The sequence below is a fragment of the Pseudomonas sp. EMN2 genome, assembly GCF_009650555.1.
In the GTDB taxonomy this organism is placed as follows: domain Bacteria; phylum Pseudomonadota; class Gammaproteobacteria; order Pseudomonadales; family Pseudomonadaceae; genus Aquipseudomonas; species Aquipseudomonas sichuanensis.
The window spans coordinates 1-23111 of sequence record NZ_VZZR01000059.1; the positions used below are offsets into that span (position 1 = coordinate 1).

At 65.1% G+C, this 23111-nt stretch carries 16 protein-coding genes and 1 tRNA gene; 3 read left to right on the forward strand and 14 right to left on the reverse strand.

Features of this window, described 5'->3' with window-relative positions:
• Window positions 1-108: 108 nt before the first annotated feature.
• Both F6X61_RS18270 and F6X61_RS18275 read right to left on the reverse strand, forming a co-directional pair.
• Window positions 109-1041 carry an NAD-dependent epimerase/dehydratase family protein gene (locus F6X61_RS18270; protein ID WP_153787796.1) on the reverse strand — a complete coding sequence of 311 codons (933 nt, stop codon included), beginning with the start codon at window positions 1039-1041 and terminating at the stop codon, window positions 109-111.
• Entirely contained in the window at window positions 1034-1918 is an 885-nt protein-coding gene (locus F6X61_RS18275; protein ID WP_153787797.1) for a sugar nucleotide-binding protein, read from the reverse strand. Before F6X61_RS18275 ends, F6X61_RS18270 begins: the two co-directional genes overlap by 8 nt.
• A gap of 159 nt (window positions 1919-2077) precedes the next feature.
• Here F6X61_RS18275 and F6X61_RS18280 point away from each other — a divergent pair, with 159 nt between their 5' ends.
• The gene (locus tag F6X61_RS18280; RefSeq protein ID WP_153787798.1) at window positions 2078-2917 is read left to right on the forward strand and encodes an alpha/beta hydrolase; all 840 of its coding nucleotides are present in this window, start codon (window positions 2078-2080) and stop codon (window positions 2915-2917) included.
• Between the two features lie 248 nt (window positions 2918-3165).
• Here F6X61_RS18280 and F6X61_RS18285 read toward each other — a convergent pair whose 3' ends face one another.
• On the reverse strand, window positions 3166-3969 hold the full coding sequence (locus F6X61_RS18285; RefSeq protein WP_110993334.1) for a helix-turn-helix transcriptional regulator: 804 nt from the start codon (window positions 3967-3969) through the stop codon (window positions 3166-3168).
• 179 nt (window positions 3970-4148) lie between these two features.
• Between F6X61_RS18285 and F6X61_RS18290 the strand changes: the two genes are divergently transcribed.
• The gene (locus tag F6X61_RS18290; RefSeq protein WP_153787799.1) at window positions 4149-5591 is read left to right on the forward strand and encodes a sodium:alanine symporter family protein; all 1443 of its coding nucleotides are present in this window, start codon (window positions 4149-4151) and stop codon (window positions 5589-5591) included.
• A gap of 150 nt (window positions 5592-5741) precedes the next feature.
• Window positions 5742-6731 (forward strand): asparaginase, encoded by a 990-nt coding sequence (locus F6X61_RS18295; RefSeq protein ID WP_153787800.1) that lies wholly within the window; start codon window positions 5742-5744, stop codon window positions 6729-6731.
• Between the two features lie 120 nt (window positions 6732-6851).
• Here F6X61_RS18295 and F6X61_RS18300 read toward each other — a convergent pair.
• The 11 genes from F6X61_RS18300 to F6X61_RS18350 all read right to left on the reverse strand — a co-directional run.
• Window positions 6852-6947 (reverse strand) — tRNA-Sec (locus F6X61_RS18300).
• Between the two features lie 9 nt (window positions 6948-6956).
• A complete protein-coding gene (gene selB / locus F6X61_RS18305) occupies window positions 6957-8879 on the reverse strand; it encodes a selenocysteine-specific translation elongation factor (protein WP_153787801.1) in 1923 nt (640 codons plus the stop codon).
• The gene (gene selA, locus F6X61_RS18310; protein ID WP_153787802.1) at window positions 8876-10303 is read right to left on the reverse strand and encodes an L-seryl-tRNA(Sec) selenium transferase; all 1428 of its coding nucleotides are present in this window, start codon (window positions 10301-10303) and stop codon (window positions 8876-8878) included. The genes selB and selA overlap by 4 nt, the downstream gene beginning before the upstream one ends.
• Before the next feature lie 135 nt (window positions 10304-10438).
• On the reverse strand, window positions 10439-11359 hold the full coding sequence (gene fdhE / locus F6X61_RS18315; protein ID WP_153787803.1) for a formate dehydrogenase accessory protein FdhE: 921 nt from the start codon (window positions 11357-11359) through the stop codon (window positions 10439-10441).
• 4 nt (window positions 11360-11363) lie between these two features.
• Window positions 11364-12020, reverse strand: coding sequence for a formate dehydrogenase subunit gamma (locus F6X61_RS18320; RefSeq protein WP_153787804.1), 657 nt, complete (start codon window positions 12018-12020; stop codon window positions 11364-11366).
• Window positions 12017-12967: a formate dehydrogenase subunit beta gene (fdxH, locus tag F6X61_RS18325; RefSeq protein ID WP_125462412.1), complete on the reverse strand. Its 951-nt coding sequence runs from the start codon at window positions 12965-12967 to the stop codon at window positions 12017-12019. Before fdxH ends, F6X61_RS18320 begins: the two co-directional genes overlap by 4 nt.
• On the reverse strand, window positions 12967-16035 hold the full coding sequence (gene fdnG / locus F6X61_RS18330) for a formate dehydrogenase-N subunit alpha (RefSeq protein ID WP_153787805.1): 3069 nt from the start codon (window positions 16033-16035) through the stop codon (window positions 12967-12969). Before fdnG ends, fdxH begins: the two co-directional genes overlap by 1 nt.
• Before the next feature lie 178 nt (window positions 16036-16213).
• On the reverse strand, window positions 16214-16477 hold the full coding sequence (locus F6X61_RS18335; protein WP_011531938.1) for a PAAR domain-containing protein: 264 nt from the start codon (window positions 16475-16477) through the stop codon (window positions 16214-16216).
• Window positions 16478-16831: 354 nt separating this feature from the next.
• A complete protein-coding gene (locus F6X61_RS18340) occupies window positions 16832-17155 on the reverse strand; it encodes a hypothetical protein (protein WP_153787806.1) in 324 nt (107 codons plus the stop codon).
• On the reverse strand, window positions 17152-21810 hold the full coding sequence (locus F6X61_RS18345) for an RHS repeat-associated core domain-containing protein (RefSeq protein ID WP_256671379.1): 4659 nt from the start codon (window positions 21808-21810) through the stop codon (window positions 17152-17154). Before F6X61_RS18345 ends, F6X61_RS18340 begins: the two co-directional genes overlap by 4 nt.
• The coding region (locus F6X61_RS18350) for a DUF2345 domain-containing protein (RefSeq protein WP_153787807.1) at window positions 21807-23111 on the reverse strand (1305 nt) is incomplete at its 5' end. The genes F6X61_RS18345 and F6X61_RS18350, both read right to left, overlap by 4 nt.

Below are 23111 nucleotides of genomic sequence, written 5' to 3' on the forward strand. Positions count from 1 at the left end.
GCGGGTTTACCCGCGAACACCGGCAGAGCCGGTGCCATCCACCGCGCCGCCTGCTTCGCGGGTAAACCCGCTCCCACAAGAATTACGCTGCCCCTGTGGCCGCCGGCCTCAGGCCTTGCCGAGCAACCGTGCCACGCCTTCAACGAATGGCGTTGGCTCCGGGAAGTCGAAGCGTGCCAGCAGCCGCGCATTGTCCGCCCGCGAATGGCGGATATCCCCGGAGCGCGCCGGGCCGTGGCTGATCGGCGGCAGGCTGCCGATCACCTGTTCCAGTGCCTTGAGCAACTGGTTCAGCGAAGTCGCCTGGTTCAGGCCGATGTTCACCGCGCCCTCTTCCACCGCCGGCTGCTCCAGCGCCTGGACCATCACCTGGACCAGGTCACCGACATACAGGAAATCACGGGTCTGTTCGCCATCGCCGAACACCATGATGGGTTTGCCGCTGGTGGCACGCTCGCAGAAGATGCTGATGACTCCGGAATACGGCGAGGACGGGTCCTGGCGCGGGCCGAAGATATTGAAGAAACGGAATACCACCGGCTCCAGGCCGTGCTGGCGACGGTAGAAATCCAGGTATTGCTCGCTGGCCAGCTTGTCCACCGCGTACGGGGTCAGCGGTGCCTTGGGCGTGTCTTCGGCGATGGACTGGCCTTCGCCATTGTTGCCGTACACCGCCGCGCTGGAAGCGAACAGCACCCGGCGAACGCCATGCTGACGCATCGCTTCACAGACGTTGAGGGTGCCGATGAAATTGCTCTGGTGGGTTTTTACCGGGTCCTCGACCGACGCCTGCACCGAGGCCACCGCGGCCAGGTGCACCACGGCCCGGCAACCGGCGGCGGCGCGCGCGACCAGGGCCGCATCGGCGACATCGCCCTCGATCAATTCCAGCTGCGGGTGGCCGAGTTGCAGGTTGCTGCGCTTGCCGGTGGACAGGTCATCGAGAATGCGTACCGCGTAGCCTTTTTCCAGCAGCGCATCGCACAGGTGGGAGCCAATGAAGCCGGCACCGCCGGTGATCAGGATGGGGGCGTCAGCCATGTCGGTAGAAACGGTCCAGTAGGGGCGGCAAGCCGGCACGCCAGGCGCGCGGCTTGATGCCGAAGGTGTGAAGGATCTTCTTGCAGGCCAGCACCGCATGCTGCGGCTCTTCGCTGGCATCCGGGCGCGCGGCATGGGCCTGGGCGGTCGGTTGCTGCACGGCCAGCTTGTGCCACTGCGCGGCTTCGCCGAGGATCGCCTGGCCCAGCGCCAGCGGCGTGGTGGCCTCGTTGCCGGCGTAGTGGTAGGTACCCCACAGCGGCGCCTTGCAGTCGAGCTGCTTGAGCACCGAGAGGATCACCCGCGCGGCGTCGTCCACCGGCGTCGGGTTGCCGCGCCGGTCATCGGCCAGCAGCAGCTCCTGGGGTTGTTCGGCGCGGGTCAGGAAACGCCCGAGCGCACCGTCCCGGCTTTCGTCCAGCAGCCAGCCGAAGCGCAGCAGCACATGCTGCGGGCAGGTAGCGCGCACGCTCTGCTCGATGCGCCACAGGGCCTGGCCGCGCAGGCCGAGCGGAACCGGCTCGTCCTTCTCGCTGTAGGCCGTGGCGCGCGAGCCATCGAACACCCGGTAGCTGGAAGGCTGCACCAGGACCATTTCGTGGTGCTGGCACAGTTCGGCAAGCCGCTCCACCGCGCGTTCCTGCTGGGCCAGGCGCTGTTCGCTGACCGACTCGGCCTGGAACCAGTCGAAGTAATAGGCAAGGTTGACCACCGCGTCGGGGCGGTGCTCGTCGAGCAACAGGGTCAGGCTGGCCGGGTCCCAGCCGTTTTCCGGGGGGCGCGGTGCCAGGAAGGCGATGTCTTCCTCGGCGCCAAGACGAATCAGTGCTTGCCCGAGGGCATTGCCTCCACCCAACAGCATCAGGCGCATACGCATAGGGTCAACAAGTCCGCTCAGATCGATGGAGGAAAGGGGGCATTTTGCGGTTTCCGGCAGGGGAAGTCCAACGTAGGCCGGGTCGCAGCCGTACAGTGCGCGGTTCCCCCTTGCCCGACAGCTACTTATACTGCGCCAGGCCTGCACAAGGAGATGTTCATGGACGCCGAATCGACCACCGCGCAACGCGCTCTCTGGCAGTACGACGAACCCGCCCCGGGTGCCGAGCGCTTCATTGACGAAGCCTTCGACGGTTATCGCCAGCAGGCCCGCCTGCTGTTGCCGGACTGCGAACGGGCGCCACCGGTGTTCGTGGTCGGCGGTGCCCGTTCGGACTTCACCCGGCTCAACCCGCTGCTGTACCGCCTGCAGCAGCAGGGTATCGGCTCGCTGACCGGCAACTTGTCCGGCCACAGCCTGGCCAGTGAACCGGGGGCCAGGGATGCCTCGCTGGCCAGCAACCTGCAGGAAGCCTTGCGCTTCCACCAGCACCTCGACAGCCGCAGCGATACCCTGATCGGCCACAGCCTGGGCGGCGCCATCGCCCTCAAGCTGGCGGCGCAGCGCCCGAACGTGCGCAAGCTGGTGCTGATCTGCCCGGCGGTGTACCCCGACGCGGCCCACAGCGCGCCCTTTGGCCCGGCGTTCACGGCGGCGATCCGCAAGCCCTACGCGTTCCTCGACTGCGACAGCTATGCCTTCCTGCGCCAGTTCCAGGGCCGCGTGCTGCTGGTGATTGGCGAATACGACGGGCTCAACTCGCGGGTGCACGGCCAGGGGGCCGGGACCTCGGCAGGGCTGCGGCGCCTGGCGGGCGTCGAGCGTTACAGCCCGATCCCCGAGGAAGTGACCCACAGCCTGCTGCGTTCGGTGCCGGCGCCGCATGTGGAATGCATGATGCTCACCGACTGCGACCATGGCATTGCCGCCCACCTGCGTGACCGGCCGGAGGTGGCGGATCAGGTGGCGCAGGCGGTGGGGGCTTTCATTCTGGGGTGAATTCGCCGGGCGCCTGTGGCCCTTTAGGAGCGGCGGCTTGCCGCTGCGATTTACCCGCAAAGGCGTCGCTGGCTTTACCTCAGCATTCGCGGGTAAACCCGCTCCCACAGGGATCGTGCCGAACTCAAGACCTTCACTCTGCCTGTGGGAGCGGGTTTACCCGCGAACACCGGCAGAGCCGGTGCCATCCACCGCGCCGCCTGGATCGCGGTGGTCCGGCACTCCGGTAAACCCGCTCCCACAACCTGTCACTCGATCTCGAACAGGCCGTTGCTGATCGAACCCGCGCTCAGGCGGTCGCGGATATCGTCGTCGATACGTGGGTCATCCGGGCGATACAGGCGTACCTGGCGGAAGGCGTTAATCCGGTTGATCTCCTCACCCAAGTACTCCCAGACCACGCGGGTGCACGCCGGGTTACGCCGGTCGCCGCTGGACACGCCGGTTTTCAGGCCGTTGAGGCGGGTGATGCGGCTCTTGAAGCTGGGGATGAGGATGGTCTGGCTCATCTCGTTCAAGGTCAGCGACTCGTAGTCGACCAGGAACAGGCGATCCTGCAACTGGAACGCCGCCCCCAGGTAGCGGCAGCGCACCTCGGCGTGGGGGTCGGTGGCGCTGCTGCGCTCCTGGCGCTCCTGGCGCTCGAACAGGTAGCGCTCACGCTCTTCGCGCAGGTGCACCAGCGACACCAGGATCAAGCCTGGCACCGACATGCAGTTGGAGTATTCGAAGTAGTAACCGCAGTAGCGCGACAGGTTGACCACATGATCGTTGAGCGGCTTGAACAGCTCGCTGATCGGGTTGTTCTGCTGCGCGGCCGGGTTGCGCGCGCCGATCAGGCGGGCGAACTGTTCAGGCGGCAAACCCAGCTCGTAATCCTCCACACCGAAGAAGTCACCGATGCGCTTGAGGTTGTACGGCGTCGGCCGGCTTTGCCCGCTGAGGTACTTGTTGAACTGCCCGCGGTTGATCGACAGCTGCCGGCAAACCTCCGAGATAGAGCGGTAGTGGCTGCAGGCCAATTTGAGGTTGTCAGCGAAGTGATCGCCCATGATGCCGGGGTCCAGATGATGCGAGTGATGCAATTCTAGCATCAAGTCGCACCAAAACAGAGCAACCCGCGAAATTGTAACCGCAGTTGTCATGACCCACCCTGCGCCCCAATCAATCGCGGTGCGCCTGCCGTCCGCAGATTTTCCACACGAACAATAAGAATCGAGGTCATTTCAAAATGCTCGAAGCACTCAACGATTTCCTCTCGGGGAAGCTCCTCATCGTGCTGATCGTCGGTCTCGGCAGCTACTTCACCATCCGTTCGCGGTTCGTGCAGTTCCGCCACTTCGGCCACATGTTCGGTGTGTTCAAGGAATCCCTGCGTGGCCAGGCAGGCCAGCTGAGCTCGTTCCAGGCCCTGATGCTGAGCCTGGCCGGCCGCGTCGGCGCCGGTAACATCGCCGGTGTCGGTATCGCCGTGACCCTCGGCGGCCCAGGCGCCGTGTTCTGGATGTGGGTCACCGCACTGGTGGGCATGTCCAGCAGCTTCTTCGAATGCACCCTGGCCCAGGTCTACAAGCGCGCCGACGGCGACGGCCTGTACCGTGGCGGCCCGGCGTACTACATCCAGCACGGCCTGAAGCTGAAAAGCATGGCGATCGTGTTCTCGATCCTGCTGCTGGTCACCTACGGCTTCGCCTTCATCGGCCTGCAGTCGTACACCGTGACCCACTCGCTGCAGAACGCCTTTGCCTTCGACCCACGCCAGACCGGTATCGTCCTGGCCGTGCTGCTGGCCATCACCTTCATCGGCGGCATCAAGCGCATCGCCGCGGTGTCCGACCTGCTGGTACCGGTCAAGACCCTGGCCTACATCGGCGTGACCCTGTACGTGATCGGCACCCAGATCGAGCACGTGCCAGCCATGCTGGAAACCATCTTCAAGAGCGCCTTCGGCCTTGACCCTGCGTTCGGCGGCCTGCTCGGCAGCGCCATCGTCATGGGCGTGAAGCGTGGCGTGTTCGCCAACGAAGCGGGCCTGGGCAGTGCACCGAACGTCGCCGCCGTAGCTGCCGTGAAGCACCCGGGCGCCCAGGGCGTGGTCCAGGCCTTCAGCGTGTTCCTCGACACCTTCGTGATCTGCACCTGCACCGCGCTGCTGATCCTGCTGTCGGGCTTCTACACCCCAGGCTTCGAAGGTGACGGCATCGTCCTGACCCAGAACTCGCTGGCCGCCGTGGTGGGTGACTGGGGCCGCATCTTCGTCAGCGTCGCGCTGTCGCTGTTCGTGTTCACCTGCATCCTCTACAACTACTACCTGGGCGAGAACAGCCTGCAGTTCCTGACCCGCAACCGCGTTGTGCTGATGACCTTCCGCGGCCTGGTGCTGGCACTGGTGGTCTGGGGTTCGATGCAGGACCTGTCGACCGTGTTCGCCTTCGCCGACATCACCATGACCTGCCTGGCCTTCGTCAACCTGGTGGCCCTGGCCCTGCTGTTCAAGGTCGGCCTGCGGGTGATGCGCGACTACGACGCGCAGCGCAAGGCTGGTATCAAGCAGCCGGTGTTCGACTCGAGCAAGTTCGCTGACCTGGACCTGGACCGTGCCGCCTGGCCGGCCAATCCGCAGGTTGAAACAGCCACTGACAAAGCCGCCGCACCGGCGCACGCTCAGCGCTGATATTCTCCCCTGCCCCAGCCGCCCCGTTCGTGGGCGGCTGACTCTTTCTTCGTCTTCAGGCCCCCTCGCCGGCAAGCCGGCTCCCACAGGGGATCGCGCTGCCTCGGGCATCCGCTGCGACAGGGCCTGACATCGCTACGGAATGTTCCAATGCGTGCAGTCAAGAATCTCCTCGTCCTCTACACCGGTGGCACCATCGGCATGCTGCAGTCCGCCGAAGGCCTGGCGCCAGCCGGCGGTTTCGACGCACGCATGCGCGAGCACTTTGCCGCTTGCGCCGATGCCCCCCGGTTGCCCTGGACCCTGCGTGAACTGAACCCGCTGATCGACAGCGCCAACATGCAGCAGGCCAATTGGCTGGCAATGCGCGACGCCATCGTCGAGGCGGTCGAGCAGCAGGGCCACGACGGCGTGCTGGTGCTGCACGGCACCGACACCCTGGCCTACAGCGCCGCGGCCCTGTCGTTCCTGCTGCTGGGCCTGCCGGTGCCGGTTTTGCTGACCGGCTCGATGCTGCCGGCCGGCGCGCCGGACAGCGATGCCTGGGCCAACCTGATCGGCGCCCTGCGCCTGTTCGAAAGCGGCCTTGAAGACGGCGTGCAGCTGTACTTCCACGGCCAGCTGTTGCACGGCTGCCGTGCGTCGAAGTTGCGCAGCGAGGCGTTCGACGCCTTCACCGTGCTGCCTCGCCATCGTGAAGGCGAGCGCGCAGCGGCGATCCCGGCGGTGCTTGGTTATCGCCAGCCACGCCAAGCGGTCAACCTGGCGGTGCTGCCGGTGTTCCCCGGGCTGGGCGCCGAACACCTGCGCGGCCTGTTCGACAGTGGCGTGCAGGGTCTGGTGCTGGAGTGCTATGGCAGCGGTACCGGGCCGTCCGACGACCAGGCGCTGCTCGATGTGCTGCATGACGCCCGCCAGGGCGGCGTGATGATCGTCGCCATCAGTCAGTGCCCGGAAGGTTCGGTGGTGTTCGATACCTATGCCGCCGGTAGCCGCCTGCGCGATACCGGGTTGGTGAGTGGCGGTGGCATGACCCGTGAGGCAGCGCTGGGCAAGTTGTTTGCGCTGCTGGGGGCTGGGTTGGATGCCGATGCGGCTGAGCACTGGTTTGCGCTGGATCTGTGCGGGGAGCGCGCATAAACGCATAGGCCGTCAGTACGCCATCGCGGGGCAAGCCCGCTCCCACGAGCCCGCTCCCACGGCTGGCCACTGGCTCGTGGGAGCGGGCTTGCCCCGCGATCGTTTGTACGGCGGGAAAAGTGGCGGAAGGCAGCGGGAGTCGAACCTGCCCGGGAACGGATGCCGTCCCCAACCGGGTTTGAAGCCCGGCCGCGCCACCGGGCGCGATTGCCTTCCTTGGATCGTTCAGTGCCCGGCCTGCTGCTGGGCCAAGGCACTGTCGCTGCGAATGTAACGCTGGTCGGCGACCCTGCGGGTCAGGCCGATGCGGTCGAAGTATTCGAGGATCTGCACACTGCGCTTGCGACCGATGCCCAAGCTGTCGCGAAACGCGGCGACCTGTACTATCGGCGATCCCGCCGCCAGCTGCAACAGCAGCTCTGCCATGCGCCTTAGCGTGTCCTGCGGGTAGAACAGGTCACGCACCACCTGGTGCACCACGCCCAGCCTTGCCAACTTGCGCAGCAACAGCCGCACTTCGGCCTCTTCGCGCTGCAGTTCCCCGGCCAGGGTCCTGACCCACGGTGGGTCGTACTCGCCCGCCAGCAGGCGCGGTTGCAAACGCGCCCACAAGGCCGCATCAGCCTCGCTCAATTGAACCTTGTGATCCGGCAAGTGCAGCCAGGGCCCACTGCTGCCGATCGCGCCGTCACCTAGCAGCTCATCCAGCAGGCTGACGAACGCCGGGCGCTCCAGCGGCGTGGCGCAGAAGCGGCGTAGCCGGTCACGGTCGGGGCCGAGCTGGTCGGGCTCCTGTTCGTGGAACTGCGCCAGGCGCGCCCGCAGCTGTTGCTTGAGTGCCTGCCATTGCTCACGGGCGAACAACAGCTGGCCTTGGCGCGTGGCGATCACCACGACGTGGTCCGGCAGCTGCCAGGTTTCACGCCGACGGTTGAACTGGCGCTCCAGGCGCTGCGGGTCGAGCCCTGCGGGGGCGGTTTCGAGCAGCGCGGGCAAGGCCTGCTCCAGGTCGATGGCATCACGCAGCACCTGCAACTGGCGCAAACGCACGTCACTGCGGCGCTGCCGGCTCGGGGCGAACGGGTCGAGCACCCGGCCGCCACCCAAGGTGCGTTGGGCGCGTTGGTCGCGCAGCACCAGGCGATCACCGTGCACCGCCTGCAAGGGTGCATTGAGCAGCAACTGGGCGAACATGCGCTCGCCGGCGCCCAGCTTTTCACCTTCCAGCAACGCCACCCGGGCCGTTACGTCCTGGGTGCCGAGGTGCACGTGCACCGCGCTGAAATGTTCGAAGGTACGGGTTTCCGTCGGTAGCAGGCTCAGTTCGATATCGACCCGCACGCTGGGCGCATGCAGCCACTCGGGCAGCAACCAATCGCCACGATGCACCTGCTCGATCGCCAGGCGTTCGCCGGTGATGTTCAGCGCTACCCGCTGCCCGGCTTCGGCCACGAGCGCCGTCTGGTTCTGTGCGTGCAAGCCGCGCACCCGCACCGGTTTGCCGGCCTTGCCCAGCAGCAGGGTGTCACCGGCGCTGACCTGCCCGGCCAACGCCGTACCCGTGACCACGATACCCGCGCCGGACACGGCAAAGACGCGGTCCACGGCCAACCGAAAGCCCCCGCGTGCACTGCGCCGATGAACCTGTTGCTCAGCGTCGAGCAATGCCTGGCGCAACGCCTCGACCCCTTCGCCGCTCAAGCTCGAAACCGGGAACTGCAACGCCCCCGCATAGGGCCCGGGCGCCAGCAGTTCGGCAACCTGCGCCTGCACCTCGAGCAGCCGCGCCGGCTCGACCCGGTCGCACTTGCTGATCGCCACCAGCGCCTGAGGGATGCCCAGCAATTGGATGATCGCCAGGTGCTCGCGGGTCTGCGGCATGACCCCGTCGTCGGCGGCCACCACCAGCAGCACCAGGTCGATGCCGTGGGCGCCGGCCAGCATGTTGTGGATAAAGCGCTCATGCCCGGGCACGTCGATGAAGCCGGTCAGCGGCGCGCCCTCGGCCAGCGCCGCGTAGCGGTAGCCGAGGTCGATGGTCATGCCTCGCGCGCGCTCCTCCTGGCGGGTGTCGCCGGCCTGGCCGGTCAGGGCTTGCAGCAGCGCGGTCTTGCCATGGTCGATATGCCCGGCGGTGCCGACGATCACTGTACCGGCCCCAGTTGCAACGCCGGCAGTTGCGCCAGCCACTGGGCCTCGTCATCGAGCTGGCGCAGGTCGAGCCACAGGGCATCGTCGTCGATGCGCCCGAGCACCGGCACCGGCAAATCGCGCAGGGCCCGCTCCAGCACATGCAGGCTGCGGCCACGCAGCTTCTTCGACACCTGCGGGCGCAGGCACAGGGCGGCACTGGGCAGGCGCGCCACCGGCTGGCTGCCGCTGCCGATCATGCCCAGGGCCGGCTCCACGCTGACGGCCCATTGTTCACCCAGGTGGGCCTTGAGGTCGGGGGCCAGGCGCAGTGCCTGGGCCTGGATCTCAGCCTGGCTGCGGGTCAGCAGGCGCAGGCTGGGCAGGCGTTCGGCCAGGCGGTCGGGGTTGCGGTACAGCGCCAGCACCGCTTCCAGCGCGGCGAGGGTGATCTTGTCCACGCGCAGGGCGCGCTTGAGCGGGTTCTTCTTGATCTTCGCGATCAGCTCTTTGCGCCCGACGATGATCCCGGCCTGTGGGCCGCCGAGCAGCTTGTCGCCGCTGAAGGTGACGATATCGGCGCCGTCGGCCAGGGCCTGGCGCACCGTCGGTTCGGCCGGCAGGCCCCAGCGGGTGAGGTCGAGCAAGCTGCCGCTGCCCAGGTCTTCGAGCAACGGCAACTGGTGTGCGTGGGCAATGCGCGCCAGCTCGGCGGTGGGCACCTGGGTGGTGAACCCCTGAATGCTGTAGTTGCTGCAGTGCACGCGCATCAGCAGCCCGGTGCGCGGGTTGATCGCGCCTTCGTAGTCGCGGGCATGGGTGCGGTTGGTGGTGCCGATCTCGTGCAGCTTCACGCCGGCGCGGGCCATGATGTCGGGGATGCGGAAGGCGCCGCCGATCTCGATAAGCTCGCCGCGGGAGATGATGCCTTCCTTGCGCGCGCCCAGGCTGTTGAGCGCCAACAGCACGGCGGCGGCATTGTTGTTGACCACGGTGACCGCTTCGGCGCCGGTCAGCTCGCGGATCAGGCCTTCGATCAGGTCGTCGCGGTCGCCGCGCTTACCGGTGGCCAGGTCGAATTCCAGGTTGAGCGGGTAACGGGCGGCGGTCTGCATGGCCTCGACGGCCTCTTCGGGCAGCAATGCCCGGCCCAGGTTGGTGTGCAGTACAGTGCCGGTGAGGTTGAACACCCGGCGGACCTGGCTGCGTTGCTGGATGGCCAGGCGTTCGCCGGTGCGGCCCAGGAGCACTTCGGCGGTCAGTTCGGTGGCACTCAGTTGGCCGAGGCGAGCTGGCTCGCGCAGGTCGTCGAGCAGTTGGCGCAGGGTGGCCAGCGTGGCGTCACGGCCGTGGCGGTCGATCAGCGGGGCGCAGGCTGGGTGGCGCAGCAGGGTGTCGATGGAAGGCAGGCGTGGGGTGGCGCTGGCGGGGCTTGAAGACATTCGGTACTACCTATGACTGATCCTTTGTCTGGTCCGGCCCTATCGCGGGGCAAGCCCGCTCCCACGCAATAGATGAGATCGGCGTGGGAGCGGGCTTGCCCCGCGATAGGGCTCAACTCGATTGCAGTGTAGACACTACCCCGGCGCCAGCAGCAGGTTCGGCGCCAGGCGATGGAAGCCCTCCTCGTCCAGGCGGATGTCCAGCGCCAGGCTCGCCAGGTCGTCGGCCAGCGGTTCGGCGGCGGCGTCGTTCTCCAGGTAACACTGCTTGAGGTAGCTCTCGCACCCCGGGCAGCACTCGGCGCGCAGCGGCGCCTTGCCGGCGGCGTAGCGGTCATCCTCGAAGTGGCTGTAGCGCAAGTCCTTGCTCGACTCGCAATACACGCATTTGACCCGCACCACATGCCATTCGCAGGCACACAGCGAGCAGGCCAGGTAGCGCAGGCCATTGTGTTTGCCGCGGTTGCGCACCATACCGGCCATGGCCGGCGAACCGCAGGCCGGGCATTGCGCCAGGCTGCCAGCGGGCTTGAGCTCGGGTTCGGGCAGCGCCAGCAGCCAGCTCGACCAGGCCGCCTGCAACGCGGCGCCGATGAAGGGCACCAGCGCCGCCGGCAGCGCATCGTACTGGCCACCCAGCAAGGCGATGCCCCAGCCCTTGCGCTGGCTGTCGTCAGCATCGCGCAGGGTTTGCAGCGCATCGGCCAAGGGGCCCTCGGCGTCGACCTTGAAGTGCTCGAGCAGTACCTGCAACCACGGCAGCCACGGCCCTTCGCGCACCAGGCTGTCCGCCGCCAGCGGCGGCAGGCCATGACTTATGCACAGGCGCTGGCGCTCTTCGGCCACCGGCAAGGCGCCGGGCGGGTTATCCACAAGCAGCTGCTGGATCCGACAAAGCTGCGCCACCCATTGCAGGTACTCACCCAATGCGTTGCCCTCGGCCAGGTGCTCCAGCCGCGCAGCGCGCACCTCGAAGAGGTTGGCGGGGGGCAGGTGCAGAAACGGCGGCATCACTGCCGACGCTTCGATCTGCCCAGGTTCGAGAATCGTGCTCAAACGGTCATCCTTCCTTACGGCCGTGATTGCCCGGCGTCTTGTCGCCGGTCACATCGCGGTACCAGAGTTCATGGTGCTTGCGTGCCCAGGCGCGGCTGACCCAGCCATGCAGCATGGCGCCGATCGAGCCCTTGATCCAGATCCCGGCATAGATATGCACGATGATGCTGAGGATCAGCACGAACGCCGCCAGGGCATGCAACAGTGCCGACAGGCGTATGACGTCGATGCCGAACCAGTGGCTGAAGTACGCCCGCCAGATCACCACGCCGCTGACCAGCAGCACCAGCATGCACGCCAGCAGTGTCCAGAACAGCAGCTTCTGCCCGGCGTTGTACTTGCCCACCGGCGGTACGCCCTCTTCCTTGTTGAGCATCACCCGGTCGACGCGGCGCAGCCACAGGCGGTCGTTGGCGGTGATGAAGTTGGCGCGCCAGAAGCGCAAAACCAAGCCGAGGAAGAACACGAACATCGCCACGCCGATGAACGGGTGCAGGATCCGCGTCCACGGCCCGCCGCCGAACAGGTGGCTGAGCCAGAACAGCGCCGGGTGGAACAGCGCCAGCCCCGACAGGCCGGCCAGCACGAACAGGATCGCCACCACCCAGTGGTTGCTGCGTTCGTTGGCGTTGTAGCGCAGGATCGGTTTGTCGTCGTTCATGGCCGCTGCTCCCCCTGCCCGCCGGGGCGGTTCGGATCATAGACATGCACCGCCGGATCTACCTGGTGGACCGTGTTATCCACAGGCGCCGGGTGTTCGTCCTCCTCGACCCGCTGCGGCCCGACGCGCACGTAGTGGAAGAACCCGGCCAGCACCGCCGCACCCATGGCCAGCAGCGCCAGCGGCTTGGTGAAGCCCTTCCACAACCCCACCAGCGGGCTGATCACCGGCTGGTCCGGCAGGCCGGCGTAGATCCGTGGCGTGTCGGCGTGGTGCAGCACATACATCACGTGGGTGCCGCCGACGCCATCCGGGTCGTACAGCCCGGCGTTCTCAAAGCCGCGCGACTTCAGATCGACAATGCGCTCGTCGGCATGCACCTTCATCTCTTCCTTGCTGCCGAAGACGATCGCCCCGGTGGGGCAGGTTTTCACGCAGGCCGGCTCCAGGCCCACGCTGACGCGGTCGGAACACAGGGTGCACTTGTACGCCTTGTGGTCCTTCTGCGAGATGCGCGGGATGTTGAACGGGCAGCCGGTGATGCAGTAGCCGCAGCCGATGCAGTGGTCCTGGTTGAAGTCGACGATGCCGTTGGCGTGCTTGATGATCGCCCCCGGGCTTGGGCAGGCCTTCAGGCAACCGGGGTCGGCGCAGTGCATGCAGCCGTCCTTGCGGATCAGCCACTCCAGGTTGCCGTCGTCGCGCTCGTGCTCGGTGAAGCGCATCAGGGTCCAGGTTTCGGCAGACAGGTCCTGAGGGTTGTCGTAGGTGCCGTGGTTGTGGCCCACCTCGTCGCGCAGTTCGTTCCACTCCGAGCACGCCACCTGGCAGGCCTTGCAGCCGATGCACTTGGTGGTGTCGATCAGCTTGGCGACTTCCTGCTGCTGGCGTACCGAGGGCGGCACGGTGGTGGTGGCGGAGCGGGCAATGATGTCTTGGCTGGCCATCAGAGTTTCTCCACTTTGACGAGGAACGACTTGGACTCCGGCGTCTGGGTGTTGCCATCACCGAGGAACGGCACCAGGGTGTTGGTCAGGTAGCCGTGCCGCGTGCTGCCGGTGAAGCCCCAGTGCAGCGGGATGCCGATCTGGTGCACGGTCTGGTTGTTGACCTGCAGCGGGCGGATCCGCTTGGTCACCACCGCCACCGCGTCGATATGCCCGCGCTTGCTCGATACCCGCACCCGGTCACCGGCCTTGATGCCTTTCTCATTGGCCAGCACCTCGCCGATTTCGACGAACTGCTCGGGCTGGGCGATGGCGTTGAGCCGGCAATGCTTGCTCCAGAAGTGGAAGTGCTCGGTCAGCCGGTAGGTGGTCGCCGCATGGGGGAACTCGTCGTGGGTGCCGAGGGTGTCCCACACCGAATCGAAGATGCGCCCGGCCGGGTTGCTGGTGGCCTTCTTGTTCTGCGGGTGCAGCGGGTTGATCCCGATCGGCGTCTCGAACGGCTCGTAGTGCTCGGGGAACGGGCCCTCGGCCATCTTGTCGATGGCGAAGAACCGGGCCACGCCCTCGGGGTTCATGATGAACGGGTTCATCCCCGCTTCCGGCGGCGAATCGACCTTGAAGTCCGGCACATCGGTGCCGGTCCAGGCCTTGCCGTTCCACCACACCAGGCGTTTTTTCTCCGGGTCCCACGGCTTGCCTTGCGGGTCGCTGGAGGCGCGGTTGTAGAGGATGCGGCGGTTGGCCGGCCAGGCCCAGGCCCAGTTCTGCACCTGGTGCATGCCGTACGGGTCGCTGTTGTCGCGCCGAGCCATCTGGTTGCCCTGCTCGGTCCAGCTGCCGGCGAAGATCCAGCAACCGGAGGCGGTGCTGCCGTCGTCCTTCATCTGGGCGAAGCCGGCGAGCTGTTGCCCGGCCTTGAGCGTGGCGCCGGTGGCGTCGGTGAGGTCGCTGACCGCCCAGCCGTTCATCTCCTTGGCCAGCTCCTCGGGGGATGGTTCTTCAGGGACCTTGTAGGGCCAGCTGATGTTGAGCATCGCGTCGGGGTAAGCACCGCCCTCGGCCTGGTAACGCTTGCGCAGGCGCAGGAACAGTTCGCTCATGATGTGCACGTCGGTGCGGGTTTCGCCCGGGCCGTCGGCGCCCTTCCAGTGCCACTGCAACCAGCGGCTGCTGTTGACCAGCGAGCCGTCTTCCTCGGCAAAGCAGGTGGTGGGCAGGCGGATCACCTCGGTCTGGATATTGGCCGTGTCGACGTCGTTGAACGGGCCGGCGTTGCGCCAGAACTCGGAGGTTTCGGTGGCCAGCGGGTCCATGATCACCAGCCACTTGAGCTTGGCCAGCGCGGCAGTGACGCGGTTCTTGTCCGGCAGCGCGGCGATCGGGTTGAAGCCCTGACACATGTAGCCGTTGACCTTGCCCTGGCTCATCATCTCGAACATGCGCAGCACGTCGTAGGCCGGCACATCGAGCTTGGGCAGCCAGTCGTAGCCCCAGTTGTTTTCGGCGGTGGCGTTGGCGCCGTACCAGGCCTTCATCAGGCTGACGTGGAACTTGCCGTAGTTTTGCCAGTACGACAGTTGGCCGGGGCGCAGCGGTTTGGAGGCGCGCTTGTCGATGTAGGCGGCGTAGTCCTGCTCGGCATCGCCGGCCAGGGTGAGGTAGCCCGGCAGCGAATTGGACAACAGGCCCAGGTCGGTCAGGCCCTGGATGTTGGAGTGCCCGCGCAAGGCGTTGACCCCACCACCCGGCATGCCGACGTTGCCCAGCAGCAACTGCACCATGGCCGCGCTGCGGATGATCTGCGCGCCGATGGAGTGCTGGGTCCAGCCCAGGGCGTAGAGGATCGTCATGGTCTTGCCCGGCACCGAGCAGGTGGCGATCTCTTCCCAGACTTTCATCATCTGGTCCTGGGGCATGCCGCAGGTCATGCTCGCCAGCTCCGGCGTGTAGCGGCTGTAGTGCTGCTTCATCAGCTGATAGACGCAACGCGGGTGCTGCAGGGTCGGGTCGACCTTGGCAAAGCCATCCTCGCCCAGCTCGTAGCCCCAGCCGGACTTGTCGGCATACACGCGCTTGGCCGCGTCGTAGCCGCTGAACAGCCCGTCCTCGAAGCCATAGCTCTCTTTGACGATGAACGACACGTCGGTGTAGTTGCGCACGTACTCGTGCTGGATCTTGTCGTTGCTCAGCAGGTAGTTGATCAGCCCGCCCATGAAGGCGATGTCGCTGCCGGTGCGAATAGGAGCGTAGTAATCGGCTACCGAAGCGGTACGGGTGAACCGCGGGTCGACCACGATCAGCCGCGCCTTGTTGTGCGCCTTGGCTTCGGTCACCCACTTGAAGCCGCACGGGTGCGCTTCAGCGGCGTTGCCGCCCATCACCAGGACCAGGTTTGCGTTGGCGATGTCAGACCAGTGATTGGTCATCGCGCCACGGCCGTACGTCGGGGCAAGACTTGCCACCGTCGGGCCGTGTCAGACACGCGCCTGGTTATCGAACCCCAGCATGCCGGTCGAACGGATCACCTTGTGCGTCAGGTAGCCCGCTTCGCTGGAAGCGGCGGACGCAGCGAGGAAGCCCGTGGTGAGCCAACGGTTGACCGTCTGGCCCTGGGCGTTCTTCTCGATGAAGTTGGCGTCGCGGTCCTTTTTCATCAGGTCGGCGATGCGGTCGAGGGCTTCGTCCCACTCGATGCGGGTCCATTCCTTGCTGCCCGGCTTGCGGATCTCGGGGTACTTGAGGCGGCTCGGGCTGTGGATAAAGTCCAGCAGGCCAGCGCCTTTGGGGCACAGGGTGCCGCGGTTGACCGGGTGGTCCGCGTCGCCCTCGATGTGGATGATGCTTTGTTTGACGTTTTTGCCCGCATCGCCCTGGCTGTACATGATCAGGCCGCAGCCGACCGAGCAGTAGGGGCAGGTGTTACGGGTTTCTTTGGTGTGCGCCAGCTTGAAGTGGCGTATCTGCTCGGCGAATGCGGGGGTTGGGGCCATGCCCAACGCCGCAAGGCTCGAGCCTCCAAGGCCGACGGCGGCGACCTTGAAGAATTGCCGACGGTTGAGGTCCATCGTGCACTCCTGATCAGGTTCTCGGGCGCGCGGGACATGGCCGGCGCCTCAGGGACTTCACGGTGGCGGTGGATAGAGGCCGCCAATCGTTAAGACTAGCCAAGAATCAGGGAAGTGCGCTGACCTGGGTCAATACCCCGTAGGAAACAGCGTGCGGTCCTGTGGGAACCTGTTGGTCTCAGCTGGCCACACCGCTTTTCGGGCCGCTGGCGATCAATGCGGCGCCGCAGGCGGTCTTGTGACCGTCGAGGGCGACCGGGGTGCCGTCGACATTGTAGGTGGCGCTGCCTTCGACGATGGGGAACACGCCCTTGCACAGCGGGCAACTGACCATGTGCCCGACGCCGGCGATGGGCTTGCCGTTGACGTTGGTGTTGCCGAAGGAGCCGAGCACCTTGCCACCGTGGGTGGTGGAATCGCCGAGGCGGATGATGTCTTTCATGGGGGGGAACTCCGTGTCAGTAAGGTGGCGTCGCTGCCGGTGGCAAAGCCTAACATGGCGTGGCAGATCAGAGGTTATAGGCCAGCAGTCCGATTGATGTGCTGAGGGTGACAGGGGCAGCCCGTCAGGACACGGTGAGTTTTACCACCGAACCATCGGCCACTCCTGCCATCTGCCGTGCGATGCAACCCCGGTAGCGCATGCCCTCGATGGCATTGCCCGCGCGAAGGTTCTCCAACGCGAGCACACCACCGAAGCCAAACCCCATAATCGGTAGTGAACGCTGGCCCTGGGCCAAGGGGCCGTGCAGCACGACTAACGGCTGCGATCCTTCCTTAGCATCTGCTCAATGGTTCAATTTTTAATCCTAAACGCCTCTCTCAAAGTCACTTCATCATCAAAGTCGCCATCTTCAAAGCACCTCACATTTGCCCCTGCCAATGAAGTACTAAAGAGCTCATACAACTCCAGCGACCTAAAATTTACCTCCAGCCAGGCAGAAAGTGAGTCAAGCCTGGTCAAGCGCACATCATAAACTGCCAATGTTGACTGTTTCTGATCTTTGAGACACACAACTCCTTCACTCTCTTCGACATGCGTTTGACTGGTGCGAAGCCTTTCGATAACTCGCTGCAACGCAGCAGGGTCATCAAAAACAAGTCTGTATTCGTAGCTCATGATCCATGCGGCCTTTTTCGTACGGTAGGCAGGTCTGCGGGATTACGGATCCCGATGTGGGTTTTATTCGGATCCGTGGACACTTTCCCTTCATCGTCAAGCTGATTCCCGGCGGGATCTTCTTTATGAACATGTGCATTATTACCGGACTTATAAGGACACGTATTCTGATTCCCGTACTTGTGCACTCGAACTTCTGACCCATCGGCATGCTTCCAAGTTTGGTTCACACCGTTGTCCTTTGTTTTCGTGAACCCCGCACCCGTTAGAGTTTTGGCTGTACGCGGTACGCTACTCCCCTTCATCCGAGGCAAGCTAGAGGACGCTGAAAGCCCAAGCGGGTCTATCCATTCAGTAGGGTTCGGGGTATAGACGAATAGGTTCAACCCGCCCGCGTAGCTGATAGGGTCTTTGTTGATGAACCGACCAGCCCTCGGATCATAGTATCGATAGCGGTTGTAATGCAGCCCGGTCTCATGATCGTGGTACTGACCCTGGAAGCGGATCGGGTTGTTCAGGCCGACTTGCTTCGCCCACTCCGAGCGGGCTTCCTTGACCTCACCCCACGCTTTGTACTGCGCCGTCCAGGCCACCTCACCATTGTGGTCGGTCAGTTCCATCGGCGTACCGAGGTGGTCGCACTGGTACCAGGCAATGGCCTCGATTGGCTGCGGCTTCACCTCATGTTGCCACAGTGGATCCTGATCGAAATCGTATTCCCGATCGTTCCAATCTGGCTGCCGTAGCAAGCGAATCGGGCTCTTGCGTATAGCCTGGGCAACCGGCACAAAACTGCCCGGCTCGTACAGGTAATGCACAGTGCGCCCAATCTCGCCTTCGTCCTGCGGCGGCGAGCTTTCCCACGCCAGGTTATCGCCATCCCAGCCGTACAAGGTGTAACCGCAGCCCAGTTCGCGCTGGAGTTTGGCCCGCTGCATCTGGTTCCAGCCACTGCCAGCACGCGGATCATCTTGGTAGTGCGCGGTGGAGTGCTTGTGCAGACGGCGACCCAAAGCATCGTAGCTGTACACCACGCTGAGCTTGCCATCGTCGAAGCGCGCCAAGCGGTCGAACAGGTCCCAGCTGAGGCGGGCCTGTTCACCGTTGTGCATACGATGGATCAGGTTGCCGCGCTCATCATATTGGTAATGGGTCCCGGCATACTCGCGCAGCAGGTTATCCATCAGCTTGTTACGACGTGGGTCGCTTTCCAGCGGGCGGTTGAGTTCCTGGGTCTTGTCGTCCAGCAGGTTGCCGGCCGGGTCGAAGGCGAAGGTCTCGACACCCAGACGGCTGGTAGCTTGCAGCAGACGGCCGACCGGGTCGTACTGGTAGGCCAGGTGGCCGCGACGGGTATCGTGAATATCGGTGAGCTGGCCGACCGCATCGTACTGGTACTGGCGCTTGAGCAGAGTGGACTTGCCGTCATGGCTGCCCAGCAACTGCTCCTGCAGACGCCCTGCCGGGTCCCAGCTCTGGGTCTGCATCAATTGGTTGCCCTGATGACGCGCCACTTCACGGTGCAGGTCATCACGCTCGTAGGCCAGCAGTTCATGGTGATCAAGGGTCATGCCCAACACATGACCACTGCCATAGGTGAGCACGCTGATCTTGTGGCCATCCGGGCGAATCGTCGCCGTGCGCAAATTCAGTGCGTCGTATTCGTGCTGCCACACCGCAACCATCGGCACCTCAGTACCCAAGTAGTACTGGTGCTCACGGGTCAGGTTGCCCGCCCCGTCGTGGAACCATTGCAGCTTGCTGGCGGCGTTGATGGCCTGGATCAGGTTGCCGTTGCCATCGTAGGCGAAGGTTTCTTCCTGGCGCTGCTCCCCCAGGCTGGCCACACGTGAGATCAGACGCCCCACCGGGTCAAAGGTGATATCGATACGACGCTGGCCAACCTGGGTGCTGGTCAGGCGGCCCGTATCTGGATCGTATTGGTACCGCGTCACCAGCCCATCGAAACCTTGCTCTTGCAGCAGGCGCCCGACCGGGTCGTAGAGGAAGTCGGCCTTGCTCTCGTTTTCATTCTCCAGTCCAATCAGCCGGCCCAGCTTGTCCCAGCGGTAATGCAAGGTGTGTTCGGCGGCATCCACGCGCTCGGTGAGCAGACCAACAGCGTTGTAGGCCCAAGTAGTACAACGGTCCAGCGCATCGGAGTGCGCCAGCAGGCGGCCTTCGGCATCGCGCTCGAAGCGTTCCTCGGTGTTGTCCGGGTGAATGACTTTGGCCAGTTGGCCGGCCTTGTATTCGTATACCGTCTTGCTGCCGGCAGCATCGGTGAACAGTACCAATTGGCCGAAATCGTCGTACTCCCACTGACTGGTCTTGCCCGAGCAGTCGGTGTACTCCACCATCTGATCAGCCCCGTTGTAGGCCAGCTTCTTCTCGTTGCCGTTCGCGTCCTTGATCGCCTTGACCAGGCCCGAGGGCGTATAGGCGAACTCGGTCTTGTTGCCCAGCGGGTCGGTGGTTTCGACCAGGTTGCCCTGCTTGTCGTAGTCACGCAGCCACAAACCACCTTCGGCATCGCGGATCTTGATCAGGTGGCGACGATCGTCATAGGCGAAGTGCGTCTGGCTGTGGTCGGCACGGATATGACGAATGACGCTGCCTTGCTCGTCGTAGTCGTATCGATCTTCACTGCCATCCAGGTGGACGTGGCGCAAAAGCTTCTTGCGCTCATCGCGGAACAACCATTCCGAGCGCTCGTCGGGGTATCGGATGCGATAAAGATGCCCCTGGATGTCGTAGTAGTACCAAGTCTCCTGGCCGTGGGCGTCGGTGACGTAGGTAAGACGAATGTTCTCGTCCCACTCAAGCTTCGTGTCGAAGCTGCCATCGTCAGCCCATTCACGGATGGCCTTGGCATCGAAGGCACTGCCATCCCATTGCAGGTTCATGCCGCGACCGGTGCGGTCGGTGTACCGGGTCACCAGGTGATTCTGGTACTGGTAGTGCCAGGCCGCGCCGTTCTCGTCCTGGGCGGCAGTCAGATCGCCCTGGTCATCGTAGTGGTAGGCGCACAGCTGACGCAGTGGCTGGCCGTCGCGCATTTCCCACAGGCCGGTGATATGGCCGTGGTCGTCGATCAGCGTACCGAGGTGGCGCAGTACATCCTTCACATCACCCTGGAAGGTGATGATGTCCGACAGCACCGGGCGCCCCTCGTGGCGGTGCTCGTAGTGCAACATGCAACCGGCACCGTTGCTGAGGGTGATCTTCTGCAGGTAATAACGGTCCTCGACGCGCAGGTAGTATTCCTTGCGCTCGAAACCTCGGCAGATCACCAGCTCGTTTTCACGGCTGCGAACCAGCAGCAGGTCTTCAATGGCGTTGTACAGCGACTTCTCGACCTTGGGCAGCTCGAAGGCATGGCTGCGACCGTCGTGGTCATGGAACAGCAGGCCCTTGCCCACTACGTCGATACGGGTGGTGAACTCGGTGATCCAGCGCGCCCCGAGGCTGCCCTGGTCATATTCGGCCAGGCGCGAGTGATAGGTCCGCTCCCATTCGATGGGGAACGGTCCAGGCAAACTGAAATCGGTATGCAGGATGAACTCGGAACCCAGCGAGAAACTGATGCTATGGCCGGTACGGCCCTTCGGCTCTGGTGGGCAAGGTGGACGTTTTGGACTCGATGTCTGCTCAGCCTTGGCCTGCGACCCACTGACCGCCAACTCGCCCTTACCCTTCTCCCGCTCCACCTGCGTGGTGGTCCCCGGCTTGCTCACCCCCGGCTGGCCGTTCTTGTTGCGCTTGCGGAACCCCTTCACCGCCCCGCCCAGCACGTTGAGCATCCAGCCGATGCTCATCTGCGTGCCTGGGTCGGCCAGCTTGTTCAACTGCCGGGCCATCTCCGGGCCCAGTGCGCGCAGCTGGCCGGTGTTGGCCAGCACCTTGGTCTTGATTTCGTCCGGCAGCAGCTTGCTGGTGGCACTGTTGGCCAGGCCCTTGCCGGCGGCCTTGTAGGCGCTGTGCACCGCGCCGAAGAAGTTGCTGAACGCCGCCTTCGGGTCGTTGAGCAGTTTGTCGGCGGCAGCCGATGCCTGCTTGCTCGCCTTCGACATGTCGCCCTTGGCGTCCAGCTGGCCCAGGGTGACCTTTTCCAGCCCCGTGGCGATCTCACCGGTCATCTTGGTGCCGAACGCACCGGCGTCGGCGAGGATCTCGGCAATTTTCGGCTGAGCCTGTTTGACGAAGTCGTCGATGGTCCCGGCGATGGTCGCATTGAGGTGGCCGATCAACACCGTGATCAGCGAGTCGCCCAGCAGCATCTTGGCGCTGTTGCGCAGCTCCTGACGCACCAGGAACAGGGTCGGGCGCAGGCTCATGCGCGCGGCGGCCATGGTCGGCGGCGCCGGCAGCACGCCGATCAGGTTGATGCCCAGGCTCACCCAGTCGAGCACCTGGCGGTTCTTGCTCTTGACCAGGGTCACCACGTCGCCCAGGGCATCGACCAGGGCCATGATATTGCCCACCACCGGCAATGCGCCGGCCACGGTCTTGATCCGTTCGAGGGTGACGTAGCCGCCGCTGACCGATTGCAGCCAGGCGTCGAAGGCGGCGGCGCCGCGGCCGACGTCCTTGGCATCGATGGTGTTGAGCGGGGCGACGGCGACCTGCGGTTCGCGCTGCTTGGCGTCGGTCATGCCAGCACCTCACTGCTCAGGCTTTTCGCCGGGTTGAGCGGTGGGGTGAGCGTGGGCAGGCTCGGCAACTGGCGGGCCGCGTTGGCAGCCTTGAGCGCCGGCGCCGCGCCGGGCACCACATTGCTGGCCAGCTGGGCCATGGCGCCGGTGTCGCCGCCGACGGCGGCCTTGACCTGCTGCACTTTTTGCAGCGCGGCCTGGCCGCTTTTCGCCAGTTGCATGCCAGTGCCGGCCAGGGCCTGGCCCTGCTCCAGCATCCCTGTGCCACCGGGGCCGATCATCGCTTTACCTTGTGCCATCGCGTTCTGTACCAATCCCTTGCCCTTGTCCATGCCTTGCTGGGCCAGTGCCAGGCCCTTGCCCAGCAGGCCGTCGGCGCCCTTGCCGGCGCTCAGCACCTCGCCGACCACGGCCTGCTGGCCGGGGGCGATGTCGTTGAAGTCAGTCTTCGCCGGCCAGACGCCAGCACCGAAGTGGCTGCCGTCGGCCCAGGTGTCGGCCGGGTCCAGGCCGAAGTCGACCCACAGCGGGCCGGCGGCGGCGCCGCTGGCCATGTTGAAACCCTGGCCGTCGAGCTTGCCCTTGATCGATTTGCCCAGGGCATCGATCACGTCGTAGTCGCCGGTCTTCACGCCCTTGCTGTTGGCGTACTGGTACAACAGCTCGAGGTTGCCCTTGCCCGGCTTGGGCGGCTCGGGGAATGTGCCGGCCTTGCTCGACGCGCCGATGTGGGCGAACTGCGCGGCCTTGGCGGTGTAGTTGGCGCTGGTGACGTGGGTGATGCCGCCGGCGTTGTAGGTCGTGCCGCTGCCGCCGCCCTGCAGCACCAGCTCGGTCTTGGCGGTGAGCACGATGCGGTCGGCGTTGGCGGTGACGTCGAGCTTGGCCAGCAGGTTGATGTTGTCCTTCAGGGCGCGGATGTCGATGTCGCCGGAGGCCGACACAAGCTTCCAGCCCAGGCTCTGCACGAACAGGCGCATGCCCTGGCTGGCGCTGGCCAGCAGGCGCTTGCCGGCGGTCAGGCTGGTGTGCCCGGTGCTGCTCAGGGCCAGGTGCTCGCCGGTGGTGATGTGGTTGGGGCCGGGGGTGGTCAGGGCGATACCGGCGGGGCTGGAGAGCACCAGGTGCGGCTGGGCGAACTCGGGGAATTCGTTGGCGCTCTGGTTGACCGGGCCGCTGCCGAGGATGCCCTGGTGCTGCTCGTGCAAACGCTTGGCGACGTCGTCCTGGTCGCCGGGTTCCTGGGCCTGCATCTGCTTGGCCAGTTCGGCCAGGCTGTCCTGCTGGTCGCTGGCGGTGGC